12 protein-coding genes and 1 riboswitch are annotated in these 12,785 nt (G+C 74.1%); of the genes, 5 read left to right on the top strand and 7 right to left on the bottom strand.

The annotated features are described in order from the left end of the window. Positions 1–6: 6 nt before the first annotated feature. From SGA01_RS07860 to SGA01_RS07850, 3 genes are all read left to right on the top strand, one after another. On the top strand, positions 7–1,374 hold the full coding sequence (locus tag SGA01_RS07860) for a lipase family protein (RefSeq protein ID WP_141294644.1): 1,368 nt from the start codon (positions 7–9) through the stop codon (positions 1,372–1,374). A gap of 72 nt (positions 1,375–1,446) precedes the next feature. Continuing rightward, positions 1,447–1,555, top strand: a riboswitch (ZMP/ZTP riboswitch). Between the two features lie 28 nt (positions 1,556–1,583). Beyond that, positions 1,584–2,438, top strand: a complete 855-nt coding sequence (locus SGA01_RS07855) for a bifunctional 5,10-methylenetetrahydrofolate dehydrogenase/5,10-methenyltetrahydrofolate cyclohydrolase (RefSeq protein ID WP_141294643.1) — start codon at positions 1,584–1,586, stop codon at positions 2,436–2,438. Between the two features lie 239 nt (positions 2,439–2,677). Then, complete coding sequence (locus SGA01_RS07850; protein WP_141294641.1) at positions 2,678–3,559, top strand: hypothetical protein; 882 nt, start codon at positions 2,678–2,680, stop codon at positions 3,557–3,559. Positions 3,560–3,581: 22 nt separating this feature from the next. Here SGA01_RS07850 and SGA01_RS07845 read toward each other — a convergent pair whose 3' ends face one another. Together SGA01_RS07845 and SGA01_RS07840 are read right to left on the bottom strand one after the other, a co-directional pair. Beyond that, positions 3,582–4,949 (bottom strand): SWIM zinc finger family protein, encoded by a 1,368-nt coding sequence (locus SGA01_RS07845; protein WP_141294639.1) that lies wholly within the window; start codon positions 4,947–4,949, stop codon positions 3,582–3,584. Then, complete coding sequence (locus tag SGA01_RS07840) at positions 4,946–7,903, bottom strand: SCO1167/SCO6262 family helicase (RefSeq protein ID WP_141294637.1); 2,958 nt, start codon at positions 7,901–7,903, stop codon at positions 4,946–4,948. The genes SGA01_RS07845 and SGA01_RS07840 overlap by 4 nt, the downstream gene beginning before the upstream one ends. Before the next feature lie 255 nt (positions 7,904–8,158). Between SGA01_RS07840 and SGA01_RS07835 the strand changes: the two genes are divergently transcribed. Continuing rightward, positions 8,159–9,268 (top strand): fatty acid desaturase family protein, encoded by a 1,110-nt coding sequence (locus tag SGA01_RS07835; RefSeq protein WP_174867225.1) that lies wholly within the window; start codon positions 8,159–8,161, stop codon positions 9,266–9,268. A 105-nt stretch (positions 9,269–9,373) separates the two neighbouring features. Then, positions 9,374–9,919: an MOSC domain-containing protein gene (locus tag SGA01_RS07830; RefSeq protein ID WP_141294636.1), complete on the top strand. Its 546-nt coding sequence runs from the start codon at positions 9,374–9,376 to the stop codon at positions 9,917–9,919. Between the two features lie 45 nt (positions 9,920–9,964). On the opposite strand, the gene SGA01_RS07825 is transcribed toward SGA01_RS07830, so the two are convergent. The 5 genes from SGA01_RS07825 to SGA01_RS07810 form a co-directional block, all read right to left on the bottom strand. Then, positions 9,965–10,861 carry a hypothetical protein gene (locus SGA01_RS07825; protein WP_229918286.1) on the bottom strand — a complete coding sequence of 299 codons (897 nt, stop codon included), beginning with the start codon at positions 10,859–10,861 and terminating at the stop codon, positions 9,965–9,967. Positions 10,862–10,971: 110 nt separating this feature from the next. After that, complete coding sequence (locus SGA01_RS07820) at positions 10,972–11,322, bottom strand: hypothetical protein (protein WP_141294634.1); 351 nt, start codon at positions 11,320–11,322, stop codon at positions 10,972–10,974. Positions 11,323–11,465: 143 nt separating this feature from the next. Further along, positions 11,466–11,609 carry a hypothetical protein gene (locus SGA01_RS40940; protein WP_167534040.1) on the bottom strand — a complete coding sequence of 48 codons (144 nt, stop codon included), beginning with the start codon at positions 11,607–11,609 and terminating at the stop codon, positions 11,466–11,468. A 132-nt stretch (positions 11,610–11,741) separates the two neighbouring features. Then, positions 11,742–11,981 (bottom strand): InlB B-repeat-containing protein, encoded by a 240-nt coding sequence (locus tag SGA01_RS07815; RefSeq protein WP_141294632.1) that lies wholly within the window; start codon positions 11,979–11,981, stop codon positions 11,742–11,744. Between the two features lie 52 nt (positions 11,982–12,033). Further along, entirely contained in the window at positions 12,034–12,654 is a 621-nt protein-coding gene (locus SGA01_RS07810) for a class I SAM-dependent methyltransferase (protein ID WP_141294630.1), read from the bottom strand. Positions 12,655–12,785 lie beyond the last annotated feature (131 nt).

Genomic DNA, 12,785 nt, shown 5'->3' with positions numbered 1-12,785 from the left:
GGAATCATGTCCAAGCCAGGAGTCCGGCTGATCGCCGTCACCGCGGCCCTCGCGACGGCGGGCCTGACCGCCGCTCCCGCGGCCACCGCGGCCACCGTCACCGAGACCGCGCCGACGACGACCGCGGCCACGACCGCGCCCGCCGCCGGCGACCCGTTCTACGCCTACGACGGCAGCGAGCCCCTGTCGTCGTTCGCGCCGGGCGCCGTGCTGAAGACGCGGACGCTCCAGTACCACCTCGTCGGCATCCCCACGCCGCTGAAGGCGATCCAGCTGCTCTACCGCAGCACCGACGCCCAGGGCCGCCCGTCGGCCAACGTGACCACGGTGGTGCGCAGCCTCACGGGCGACGGAAGCAAGGCCGTGTCCTACCAGTCGTTCTACGACTCGCTGAACCCGGAGGACGGGCCGTCGCGCGCGATCGCCGGCAACCTCACCCTCGGCGGCGTGATCCCGAACGCCGAGGCGCTTTTCATGGCGCCGCTGCTCGCGAAGGGCTACACCCTCGTCATCCCGGACACCCAGGGACAGCGAGCGAACTTCGCCGCGGGGCCCGAGTACGGGACCAACACCCTGGACTCGATCCGTGCCGCGACCCGGTCCGCGGAGACGGGCCTGAGCACCGGCACCCGGTTCGGTCTCATGGGCTACTCGGGCGGCGCCATCGCCACGAACTGGGCGGCCGCGATGGCACCGGCCTACGCGCCGGACGTGAACCGGCAGCTGGTCGGCTTCGCCGAGGGCGGCCTCCTCGTGGCCCCGGCGCACAACCTGAAGTACGTCGACGGCTCCCTCGTGTGGTCGGGCGTCATCCCCATGGCGGTCATCGGCGTCTCCCGCTCCTACGACATCGACCTCAAGCAGTACCTGAACGACTACGGCAGGCAGGTGTACGGGGAGCTGGAGCACGGCTCGATCGTGGACGCGCTCGGCCACTATCCCGGGCTGACCTGGAAGAAGATGGCGAAGCCGCAGTACGCCGACGCGAACTCGGTGCCCGAGTTCGTCGACGCGGTGAACAGGATCAACCTCGGCTCGGCCGCCACCCCGACCGTCCCCGGGTTCATCGCCCAGGGCAACGGCGGCGTTCTCGAGGGAACCTTCGCCAACCCGCCGGGCATCGGCACCGGTGACGCGGTCATGGTCGCCGGGGACGTACGCGCCCTGGCACGCCAGTACTGCGCCACCGGCAACGGCTCGATCGCGTACCGGCAGTTCAACCTCCTCAGCCACAACGGCGTGCCCGTCGTCTGGGCACCGCTCGCGATCGACTGGCTCGACGACCGCTTCGCCGGCAGGACCGCTCCGTCCGACTGCGGCGACATCCCCGCGGGCAACTCGCTCGCACCGGAGCAGCCGGTGCCGGCGTCCTGACGGCAGCACCTGCGCCGCCCTGACCGGGGACCGGGCCCGGCCCCCGGCCCCCGGCAGGGAGGACGTAGAGTGGGCGCGGGCCGTGACTGGCGCTTGAGGTGGATCACCACCGGGGAGCGGCCCGGGCGGAGCGCACCCGAGCGGTGCGACCGCGCCGATGCCGTGCGCCTGGGCGAACCACCCGTCAGACACGACGCCCAGGAGTTGCCATGTCCACCAGCACCGCCACCCTCATGGACGGCACCGCCCTCGCCCGCCGTACGGTCGAGGAGACCGCCGCGCGCGCCGCCGAGGTTACCCGCCGCACCGGTGTCACGCCCTGTCTCGCGACCGTCCTGGTCGGGGCCGACCCGGCCTCCGTGACGTACGTGAAGATGAAGCAGAACCGCTGTGCGAAGGCCGGAATCCGCTCCCGGCACGTCGAGCTGCCCGCCGAGACGACGACCGAGGAGCTGGTCGCCGCGATCACCGCGCTGTCGGAGGACCCCGAGGTCCACGGCATCCTGCTCCAGCACCCGGTCGGCCCGCACATCGACGAGCGCGCCGCCTTCGAGGCCATCGCCCCGGAGAAGGACGTCGACGGGGTCACGATGGCCTCCTTCGCCGCCATGGGCTTCGGGCTGCCCGGCTTCGTCTCCTGCACGCCCGGCGGCATCATGCGTCTCCTCGACGCGTACGACGTCGACCCGAGCGGCAAGCGGGCCGTCGTCGTGGGGCGCAGCGCCATCCTCGGCAAGCCGGCCGGTCTGCTCCTCCTCGGTCGCGATGCCACCGTCACCTACTGCCACTCCCGCACCAAGGACCTCTCCTCCGTCATACGGGAGGCCGACATCCTGGTGGCGGCCGTCGGCAAGCCGAACTTCATCAAGGGCGAGGACATCAAGCCCGGCGCCGTCGTCATCGACGCCGGCTACAACCCGGGCAACATCGGCGACGTCGACTTCGCGTCCGCCGCCGAGCGCGCCTCCCTCATCACCCCGGTCCCCGGTGGCGTCGGCCCCATGACCATCGCCGTGCTCCTCGCCCAGACCGTCGAGGGCGCGGAGCGCCAGCTCGGTCTGTAGGACGCGGGCCGGGGCGCCGCCGTGGCGCCCCGGGACGGAGGACCGGCGGAGGAAGGGTGCTTTCCGTCGATCACCGGACAAGACGCCCCCAGGGGCACTCGACGATGGTCACGATTCTGTACAGGCCGTACTCGACGCCCCCGGATCACTCGCCTCACGGCCGTCGACAGGCAACCCTTGTGTACGTGCCGCACCAGCCGACCACCCCTCCACCGCCGGACCGCCGACCCACCGAGTCCGTGTCAGCCGAGCCCCGCTCCACCGAGCCCGACTCCACCGAGTCCGACTACACCGAGCGGCTCACCGCTCCGGCGTGGTCGCGTGTCGTACGCCTGGGGTCACCTCGGCCGGGGCCGGCCGCGCGGCACGCACGCTGGCTCGGCGTGCCGCTCGTCCCGCTGTTCCTGGCCGCACTGGTCGTGGGCGGGGTCATGGCCGTCGGCGGCGGGGACGAGTTCGAAGGACCGGCCGACGGCCGGTCGGGGGGCGGCCCGGTGGCCGGACCGTCCCCGGTCGTCACCACCACCGACGGCGCCGTCGTCGAACCGTCCACCCCGGGGGCCGGTACGCCGTCGACCGGTACGCCGTCGACCGGCGCGCCCGCGACACGCGGCCCCGTGACCGACACGCCGACGCACACGGCGCCCGGCCTGCGCCCGGACCCGCAGTCGAGCAGCGCCTCGCCGCAGTCCTCCCGTACCGCGAGCACCGCTCCCGCCGCGACCGGGTCGTCCCCTACCACGGCCCCGACGTCGACGCGTCCCCCCGCCAAGCCCGTCTCCTTCGAAGCACTGCGCGTCGGCGACTGCTTCGACATCGACCGCGCCACGCCGGGCACCGCCCTCCGGCGCGACTGCGACACGCCGCACGACGCCGAGCTCGTCACCCGGCTTCGCCTGACCGGGACGTACGCCGACGACCAGCTGGTACGGGAAGCGGCCACGGAACTCTGCCGCGCACCGCTCCGCGACAAGGCCGCCCGGCAGCCGCTCGGCACCCGCTGGACGACCTTCGTCCAGTACCCCTACCGCACGAGCTATCTGCTCGGCTCCGACGCCGTCGCCTGCAGCCTGGCCGCCCCGTCCGCCACCGGCCGGAAGCTCACCGGCCTCCTCCGGTAGCACCGGCGGCGGCACCCGTGCCCTAACCGCCCGTGCCCTGGCCGCCCGCTCCCGCGGGGCCCGCCGCGAGGGCCGTGGCCAGCACCGACGCCGGATCGCGGTCCGCCGGACCCGCGGGGGACCAGCGGCCCGCGGCCTTGAGGTACGGCCACCAGCGGCCGTCCGCACCGAGCCGCAACTGCGCCTCCGCGCCCACCACCGTCCAGCGCGCGCCGGCCGTCCGCCGCAGCACCGGCCGCTCACCGTCCTCCCAGGACTCGGCGAGCCGCGCCTCGGCCCGGGCGAGGGTCTCGGCGTCCGGCGCCCACTCCTCCTCCAGTACGGCGAGAGCGGGGCCGCCGCCGAACCGCCACGCGCGCGTGGCCGCGGCCAGCTCCACCCGCGACCTGCCCGAACCGTCGGCGAGCCGCGCCGTGATCCAGGAGGCGGGAGAGCCCGCGGCGAGGCGCGCGGCGTCCTGCGCGACGGTCAGCGCGGGCACCGGCGGCTCCGGCTCGCCGCCCCCGAGGGCTGCGATGAGCATCCGGTGCGCGCGGGCCGCCGTGTCCGTCGCGAGGAACTCGAGAGCCGTCGGGTCGACCCCCGGCTCCGGATCCGTCTCCGTGTCGAGCGAGGGCGGTTCGCCCGGCGCCGGGAGGGCCTTCGGAGGGGCCGGCAGCGGCGGCAGGATGTCCCTCGCCGCGTACGCCTCGGCCGCCGACACGCCCGGCATGCCTCCGCCGCCCTCCACAGCGGCGCCGTCCCCGTCCCCGGAGCCGCGCCCGTCCTTCGCGCCGCGCACCGAAGGCGCCGCGGCCCGCCGCGCGCTGCGCGCCTGCAGCTGGTCGAGGAGGGTCCGCTCCCCGCGCCCCCGCATCAGCAGCAGGACGAACGGGTCCTCGTCGAGCAGCCGCGCCACCTGGTAGCAGAGCGCCGAGGTGTGCCGGCAGTGGTCCCACGCCTCGCAGCCGCACTCCGGATCGAGATCGCCGATCCCCGGGAGCAGGTCCAGCCCCGCCACCGCCGCGTCCTCCACCAGGTGCGGCGGCATCTCGCGGTCGAGGAGCGCCGCGATGTGACCCGCACTGTCCACGGCCAGGTCGAGCAGCCGCTCCCACTCCTCCTCCGTGAACTCCCGCACCAGCACGTCGCTGCGGTGCGAGGTGCCGTCACTGTCCTTGACGAGAGCCGTGATCCGGCCCGGGCGCACCGACACGGCGCCCACCGCGCCCGCGCGCGCGTGCCGGCGCCCGGCCTTGAGCTGCTGTCCGTCGAGCGCCGTGTCCTCCAGCGCCTTGAGCCATGTCAGGCCCCACCAGGTCCTCGCGAAGGCCGAGCCCTTCGCGGGCGGCAGCGCCTCGAAGGTCCGCTCGTCGCCGTCGTGCCCGTGCCCGTTCTCGTATCCGCTCATCGTCCGTCCCCTCGCAGTCGTACGAGCTCCGCCAGCTCCGCGTCGGTCAGTTCGGTCAGCTCCGGCGGGGTGTCCCCGCCCGTCCCGAGGACGGCGTCCGCCAGTTCCCGTTTGCGGTCGAGCATGGCGGCGATCCGGTCCTCGATCGTGCCCTCGGCGATCAGCCGGTGCACCTGCACCGGCCGGTCCTGCCCGATCCGGTACGCGCGGTCGGTGGCCTGTGCCTCCACGGCGGGGTTCCACCAGCGGTCGTAGTGCACGACGTGTTCGGCCCGGGTGAGGTTGAGCCCGGTCCCGGCGGCCTTGAGGGACAGGAGGAAGACGGGCACCTCCCCGTCCTGGAAACGCGCCACCATCGCCTCGCGTTCGGCGACGGGCGTGCCGCCGTGCAGGAACTGCGTCCGTATGCCCCGCGCCGCGAGGTGCGTCTCCAGGAGCCGGGCCATCCCCACGTACTGGGTGAAGACCAGGGTGCTCGCGCCCTCGGCGAGGATCGTGTCGAGGAGTTCGTCGAGCAGTTCCAGCTTGCCCGAGCGGCCCTCGATCCTCGGCCGGTCCTCCTTGAGGTACTGGGCGGGGTGGTTGCAGATCTGCTTGAGGGCGGTCAGCAGCTTCACGACGAGCCCGCGGCGCGCCATGCCCTCGGCGACGGCGATCGACTCCAGGGTCTCGCGCACCACCGCCTCGTACAGACCGGCCTGTTCCGGCGTCAGGGAGACGGTCCGGTCGGTCTCCGTCTTCGGCGGCAGTTCGGGCGCGATGCCCGGGTCCGACTTCCGGCGGCGCAGCAGGAACGGGCGGACGAGCGCGCCGAGCCGTTCGGCGGCGGCCGGGTCCCCGCCGCCCTCGACGGCGGCGGCGAAGCGCGTACGAAACGCCCCGAGGCTGCCGAGCAGGCCCGGGGTCGTCCAGTCGAGGATCGCCCACAGCTCGGAGAGGTTGTTCTCCACCGGGGTGCCGGACAGCGCCACGCGCGCGCGTGCCCCGATCGTTCGCAGCGCACGCGCGGTCGCCGAGTACGGGTTCTTGACGTGCTGTGCCTCGTCCGCGACGAGGAGTCCCCAGCTCCGCGCGGCGAGCCGCTCGGTGTCGAGGCGCATCGTGCCGTACGTGGTGAGGACGAAGTCGCCGTCGGCGACGCCGTCCAGGTCGCGCGTGGCGCCGTGGAAGCGGCGGACCGGCGTGCCGGGCGCGAACTTCTCGATCTCCCGCTGCCAGTTGCCCATGAGCGAGGTCGGGCAGACCACCAGCGTGGGCCCGGCGGAGGCCGGGTCGGACTGCCGGTGCAGATGGAGCGCGATGACCGTGATCGTCTTGCCGAGGCCCATGTCGTCGGCGAGACAGCCGCCGAGGCCGAGGGAGGTCATCCGGTGGAGCCAGTCGAGCCCGCGCAGCTGGTAGTCGCGCAGGGTCGCGGCGAGCGCGGCGGGCTGCGCGACCTCTGGGCGGCCGCCCTCGGGATCGGCGAGGCGCTCCCGCAGGCGCTCCAGCCAGCCGGACGCCGCCACCTCGACGGGGCGCCCGTCCACCTCGGTCGTGCCGGTGAGGACGGCCGAGAGGGCGTCGACCGGAGTGACCTTGCGGTCCTGCTGGGCGCGGGCGCGGAGCACCTCGGCCGGGTCGACGAGGACCCAGCGGTCCCGCAGGCGGACGAGGGGACGCCCGGCCTCGGCGAGCCGGTCGAGCTCGGCCCGCGTCAGCTCGTGCCCGCCCACCGCGAAGCGCCAGTTGAAGGCGAGCAGGGCGTCGGCGGAGAGGAAGGAGGGGAGCGAACCGCCGACGGGACCCTGCGCGCCGGCCGGCGTGTCGGGGCGGCCTTCGTCCGGTACGCCGTGGCCTGCGTCCGGCGTGTCGCCGATTCCGTACCCCGTACCGCTCTGCTCGTCCCCCGTCGCCGGGGGGCCGATCACCGCGTGGGCGGTGAGCCGGTCGGTGAGCTCGCGCGGCCAGTGCACCTGGACGCCGGTCGCCGCGAGGGCCCGGGCCGCCGGACCCAGGAGCTCCGCGACCTCCTCGTCGTCGAGTCCGACGGTGTCGGGCACGGCCGCGGTGAGGAGCGGGGCCAGGGGCGGCCAGGCACGGGAGGCGCGCCGCAGCGCGAGGAGTGCGTCCATCCGGGCCCGGGGGCCGAAGGCGCCGGCCGTCGCGCCGGATCCCGACCAGACCTCCGCGGCGTCCGCGACCAGCGTCGGGTCGGCGACACCGTGCAGCTGGAGGACCGCGCGGAAGGCGGGTGCCTCGCTCGCCTCGGCGGTGAAGCCGGGGAGTTCGAGGCGGAGCGACAGCCGTACGCCCGCGTCGTGACCCGCCGCCACGTCGGCGGCCCAGGCCCGCTGTTCGGGGATCGACTGCGGCGCGTCGGCCGCGAAAGCGGTCCCGCCCGCCGCGAGGGAGGCGGCCGGGGTGCGCGGCAGCGTGTCGGCGACCGCGTCGGCGAACGCGCGGAGCAGCGCTTCGGGCTCGGGCAGCAGCAGCGGCTCGCCGGCCAGGGGCACGGCGTGGGCGCTGGGCGGCATCGAGGCGGCGAGGGTGCGCAGGCGCGCCAGTTCCTCGGGGCCGAGCGGCCCGGCCCGCCACGCGTCGTGCTCGCCGGGAGTCAGACCGGGCAGCAGCAGGCCGCGCGCGACGAGGTCCAGGGCGAACAGGGACGCGGCGCCCCAGAACGCGGCGGCCTGTGAGGCGGAGTCCGTGAACCGGGCACGGGTGAGCAGCGGCAGGGCGTCCCGTACGGAGAGGGCGTGCGCGGGGACGGTCACGGGGCGGAGGCTCTCGCCGTCCACGACCGTGAGCTCGGCGTTCGCCGGGACGCTCTCCGGCAGCGCCTCGTCATCCGGGGACCAGAAGGCGATCCGTCCCGCGCGGGGTGGATCGGCGGGAAGGAAGACGGCGGAGAAAAGGGTGAGTTCGCGGGCGGAATCCTCGGATCCGTACGACAGCGACAATGCATTCCTCAAATTTGACTACCTGGCGACCGAGCGGCCGAGATTACCTCAAGCCCCATCTCGACGGGCGCATCCCGCGCGTGACGTACACCACAAATACCCCGGCGCTGTCCAAGGGTGGGGTTCCCCCCACCCCCGACCCCCTGCGCGCCCCCTGACCTGGACGGGTGGTGACGCCATGGCCCGGCACGATCACGGATCCGTAGTTTCGGTGGAGGCGCCCCACCGATCCGCTCGCACCCCGACGCACAGAAACAGGAGCCCGCCATGTCCCAGGCCACCTTCCTGCCCCCGGCGCTCGCCCCCGCCGAGGCACCCGCCGAGGCGCCCGTCCGCGCCAGGGGCGGCAGCGAGTTCACCCCGCTCCTGCGGACGGTCAGGGAACAGGGCCTCCTGGAGCACCGCCCCGGCTGGTACGCCCGAGGAATCGTCGTCAACCTCCTCGGCATCGCCGCCGTCGTGGCCGGACTCGCCCTGATCGGCCCCTCCTGGTGGGCCCTCCTGCTCGCCGTCCCCCTCGCACTGCTCTCCGCCCGCGCCGCCTTCGTCGGCCACGACGCCGGCCACGCCCAGATCACCACCGACCGGAAGGCGAGCCGGATCATCCAGCTCGTCCACGCCAACCTGCTCCTCGGCATGAGCCGGGAGTGGTGGAACGACAAGCACAACCGCCACCACGCGAACCCCAACCATCTCGACAAGGACCCGGACGTCGCCGCGGACATCCTCGTCTTCGCCGAGCACCAGACCACGGGCCGCACGGGCCTGCGCGGCTTCCTCACCCGCCACCAGGCCTGGCTGTTCTTCCCCCTGACCACCCTGGAGGGCATCGCCCTCAAGGTGTACGGAGTCCAGTCCCTGCTCGCCGAGGACGGCCCCTGCCGCACCCGGCGCGAGCGGCTCGTCGAGGGCGCCCTGCTCCTCACCCACTTCGCCGGCTACGCGGCGCTGCTCCTCACCCTCCTCGACCCCCTCCAGGCCCTGGTCTTCGCCCTCCTCCACCAGATGCTGCTCGGCGTCCACCTGGGCATGGCCTTCGCCCCCAACCACAAGGGCATGGAGCGCCCGGACGAGCACGCCGACGGCGACAGCTGGGGCCACCTCCGCCGCCAGGTGCTCACCTCGCGCAACATCCGGGGCGGCGCCCTCACCGACTGGTTCCTCGGCGGACTCAACTACCAGGTCGAGCACCACCTCTTCCCGAGCATGCCGCGCCCCAACCTCCGACTGGCCCAGCCCGCCGTACGCGCCCACTGTGCCGCGCTGGGCGTGCCGTACACCGAGACCGGCTTCGTGGAGTCGTACCGCCAGGCCCTCGGGCACCTGCACGAGGTGGGCGAGCCCCTGCGCGCGGAGCGGACGGAAGGCGCCGAGTAGGGTCGGAGCCGGTCACGCGCGGCGTGATCATCGGTTCGGGGGCGGGCGAGGTGTATCCAGCGCCCGTGACGACCGGTCAGCAGCGGAGAAGGGGAGCTCCTCGGCATGAGCAGCGGCACCGTCCAGACCGTCAGCAGCAACGGCACGTACACGTTCACCAAGCCCAACCGCGAGGCCATCACGCTCCTCGCGGGCCTGGGAGTGGAGGGTGACGTCCACGCGGGAGTGACGGTCAAGCACCGGTCGCGCGTCGCCCAGGACCCGACCCAGCCGAACCTCCGTCAGGTGCACCTGATCCACGCCGAGCTCTTCGAGGACGTGGCGGGCGCAGGATTCGAGGTCACCCCCGGCGACCTCGGAGAGAACGTCACGACCCGCGGGATCGACCTCCTCGGCCTGCCCACCGGCACCCGTCTCCACCTGGGCGCCGAGGCCGTCGTCGAGGTCACGGGGCTGCGCAACCCCTGCGCGCAGATCGACACCTTCCGGCACGGCCTGCTCAAGCAGGTCCTCGGCCGCGACGAGAACGGCGAGATCGTCCGCAAGGCGGGCATCATGGGCATCGTGCTGACCGGTGGGGAGGTGCGCCCCGGCGACACGATCCGCGCCGAACTCCCGGAGGGCCCGCACCGCCCCCTGGAGCGCGTCTGACGGCGTACGTCCTCGATCCTCCCCCGGGTCAAGGGGGAGGAGTGTTCAGGACGTGCGGACGGCCATCCGGTCGAGAGCGTCGAGGAGCGCGGGCAGCCTCGGGCCCCGGGCCACCGGCAGCACCTCGCGCGGCAGGTCGTCGAGGAGCACGAAGGCCATGTCGTCGGTCCGGGCCACGAACGACCAGCCCGGACCGTCCGCGCGCAGCACACGAGCACCGCCCTCCGGTGCCGACGCGGACCGCACCCGCCCCACCGGGGGTGCTTCCTCCAGATAGCCGCGGAGCTCGCTCAGGGCCTTGCGCACGCCGTCGTACGGATCGGATACGGAGGGGACGACCGCGTCGGAGACAGCTTCCGGACCGGACCTCGCCGTACCCGCCTCTGCGGTACCCGCCTCCGGTGCGGCGCCACCCTGGGCGTCGTCGCTCACCTGCGCACGCCAGTCCGCCCACCGGAGCGCCACCTCGTCCGCGCCGAGCCGGCGCTGCGCCGCGCCCCACACGTCCCCCGACGGCGGGGTCAGCGGGGCCGGATCGCCCTCCTCCGGCTCCGGGTCGTGGGGCGCGGGGACGTCGGGCGCGGCGGTGACCACCGCGAGCGGCCAGCCGGGCAGCCCCGCCACCACCGAGCTCTCGTCGGGGGAGAGGTCATAGGCCATGCCGCAGTCCCAGGACGAGATGGCCACCGCGACGAGCGACACGTCGTCGACGACGACCGTCCACCGCGCCCCGAGCCCGTCCTGGCCGAACACGAGCCCGTACCCCTCCGCGTAGGGCTGGAGCCCCAGCGCGGCGCAGGCCGCCGGGTAGTCGTCACCGAGCACGCTCGGGAAGCGCGCGGGCGTCAGCAGCGCCGCGGTCAGCACAAACAGCGCGTCGGCGTCGGCGTCGGCTTCGGCGCCGCCGGCGCGCGCCTCGGCGATCGGGTCCGTCCCGGCCACGGCAGCCTCCCCATCTGGTCGTCGGCGCACCTTAACCAGTGAGTAACCCGCGCGTCGAGGGTGTGCGGACGAGAGATGTCCCGTGGAGTGCCCCCCTCAGGCACCGCCCGTCAGCCGTCAGCCGTCAGCCGTCGGTCGGCAGTCGTCGGTCGTCCGCCGTCCCGAAGGCCGAGCAGCGAGCGGGCCACGGTGGTCGGTGACTCGTCGCGCTCCCGGGCGAGGGCGATGAGCGCCCGGCAGGCCAGTTCGTTGACACCGAAGGAGAGCGCACCGGGGGAGACCCGGCTCGCCGCCTCCTCCGCCCGGGCCGGGTCGTCCTCGGCGCACGCGGCCACGTACTCGGCGGCCGCCTCGAAGAGGTTGTGGCCCTGCCGGGCGCGCGGTGGCGCGGGCGCGGTCGCCTCGGGCTCCCGCCGGGCGGAGGGGAGGAGTCTGCGCAGTCGTTCCGTTACCCGTGTCATCGCCCACCGCCTTCCCCGGGCACGACTGCCCGGTACCTCCACCGTAGACAGCGAAGTGCCGGGACAGAAGGGCGCGTTGGGACAGTTCCGGTCAGGACAGGTCATGACCCGTCCCGATCGGGAGGCGGCGGGAGGGGCGCGCGCTACGCGCGGGCGAACACCGCCGTCAGGGTGTGCCCCTCCTCTTCGAAGCCGACCGCCGTCTCCCCGAGGGCACGCTCCTCGTCGCCGCCGTACGGCTCCCTGTCGAGCAGCCGGTCCACGAACAGGTGCCCCGGGTCGGGCACCGCCGTGGCCAGGACGGTGTCGCCGTCCGAGTGCGGTCCGTCCTACGAGAGCGAGACGTTTCCGCGGCCGCCCGCGCACTCCACCTTCAGCGCGTACCGCTTCCGCTCGAAGACCGCGGTGAGCTCCATGTCCTAGGTGCCGACGTCGACGGTGTCGTCATCACCCGCGTACGAGCCGTCGAGCCGCCGGCCCGCGAAGTCCCAACCGGCGGCGGGGACGGCCTGGTGGAGCAGGTCGGCGCCCTCCCGTTCGGCCCGCTTCGCGGGGGCCTTCGTCACCGTGCCGCTGCCGCTGGTCTTCGTGGTGACGGTCGACTGTGGTGTGGCGCCCTTCTTGAACCGGGCCACCAGGCTGTGGTCGCCGGCCGGCATGCGTCACCCTGGACGACGGCGTGTCCGGGCCGTCTGGCCTCCGCGCGGTGGCTCAGCCTTCGCGGACGGCCAGAGCCAGGTAGCGCGCGTCCTCGTCCACGTAACTGACGAGCCGCCAGCCGGCCTCGGCGAGCACGGGGCGCAGGCGGGGCTCGGCGCGCAGGTCGTCCGGTGTGATCTGCCGGCCGTGCCGGGCCGCGAGTGCGGCGCGGCCGATCGGGTGGAACAGCGCGAGGCGGCCGCCCGGACGCACGACCCGGGCGAGTTCCCGCAGGCCGGAGACGGGGTCGGCGAGATGGGAGATGAGCCCCGCCCCGAAGACGGCGTCGAGCGCCCCGTCGCGCACCGGGAGCCGGCCGACATCGGCGAGCAGGAGGGTCCCGGCACCGGGCGCATCCTGCTCCGGGGCGCCGCGTCCCGCCCGTACGGCCGCGGTCAGCATCTCGGGGGTCAGGTCGGCGCCGAGTACGGTGCCGGTCGGGCCGACGGCCGCGCGGAGCGGCGGCAGGGCGCGGCCCGTCCCGCAGCCGGCGTCCAGCACCGCGTCACCGGGGCGCAGGCCGATCTCGCTCACGGCGGCGGCGTACGCGGGACCGTCGTCGGGGAACCGGCTGTCCCAGTCGGCGGCGCGGACGCCGAAGAACTCTCGGACACGCGTGGGGTCATCGCTCATGTGCTCATGATTCACCACCCGGAGGTGTGAACGTTCTGTGTGCACGTTCGAACTCGGCGTGATCGTTCGGGATCATCTCTCTGTCATATTCCATCAGCTTTCGAAATGCGCCCCTGGTGCGCCCCCGGGTG

The organism is Streptomyces gardneri, assembly GCF_006539185.1.
Lineage (GTDB): Bacteria > Actinomycetota > Actinomycetes > Streptomycetales > Streptomycetaceae > Streptomyces > Streptomyces gardneri.
This window is presented reverse-complemented; position numbering and strand designations above follow the sequence as displayed.

Bases quoted from the DNA above. Each gene is read 5' to 3' on its own strand.
- SGA01_RS07810 (WP_141294630.1), bottom strand. From the start codon at position 12,654: ATGAGCGATGACCCCACGCGTGTCCGAGAGTTCTTCGGCGTCCGCGCC.
- SGA01_RS07845 (WP_141294639.1), bottom strand. From the start codon at position 4,949: ATGAGCGGATACGAGAACGGGCACGGGCACGACGGCGACGAGCGGACC.
- SGA01_RS07860 (WP_141294644.1), top strand. From the start codon at position 7: ATGTCCAAGCCAGGAGTCCGGCTGATCGCCGTCACCGCGGCCCTCGCG.
- SGA01_RS07820 (WP_141294634.1), bottom strand. From the start codon at position 11,322: ATGACACGGGTAACGGAACGACTGCGCAGACTCCTCCCCTCCGCCCGG.
- SGA01_RS07830 (WP_141294636.1), top strand. From the start codon at position 9,374: ATGAGCAGCGGCACCGTCCAGACCGTCAGCAGCAACGGCACGTACACG.
- SGA01_RS07855 (WP_141294643.1), top strand. From the start codon at position 1,584: ATGTCCACCAGCACCGCCACCCTCATGGACGGCACCGCCCTCGCCCGC.
- SGA01_RS07815 (WP_141294632.1), bottom strand. From the start codon at position 11,981: ATGCCGGCCGGCGACCACAGCCTGGTGGCCCGGTTCAAGAAGGGCGCC.
- SGA01_RS07835 (WP_174867225.1), top strand. From the start codon at position 8,159: ATGTCCCAGGCCACCTTCCTGCCCCCGGCGCTCGCCCCCGCCGAGGCA.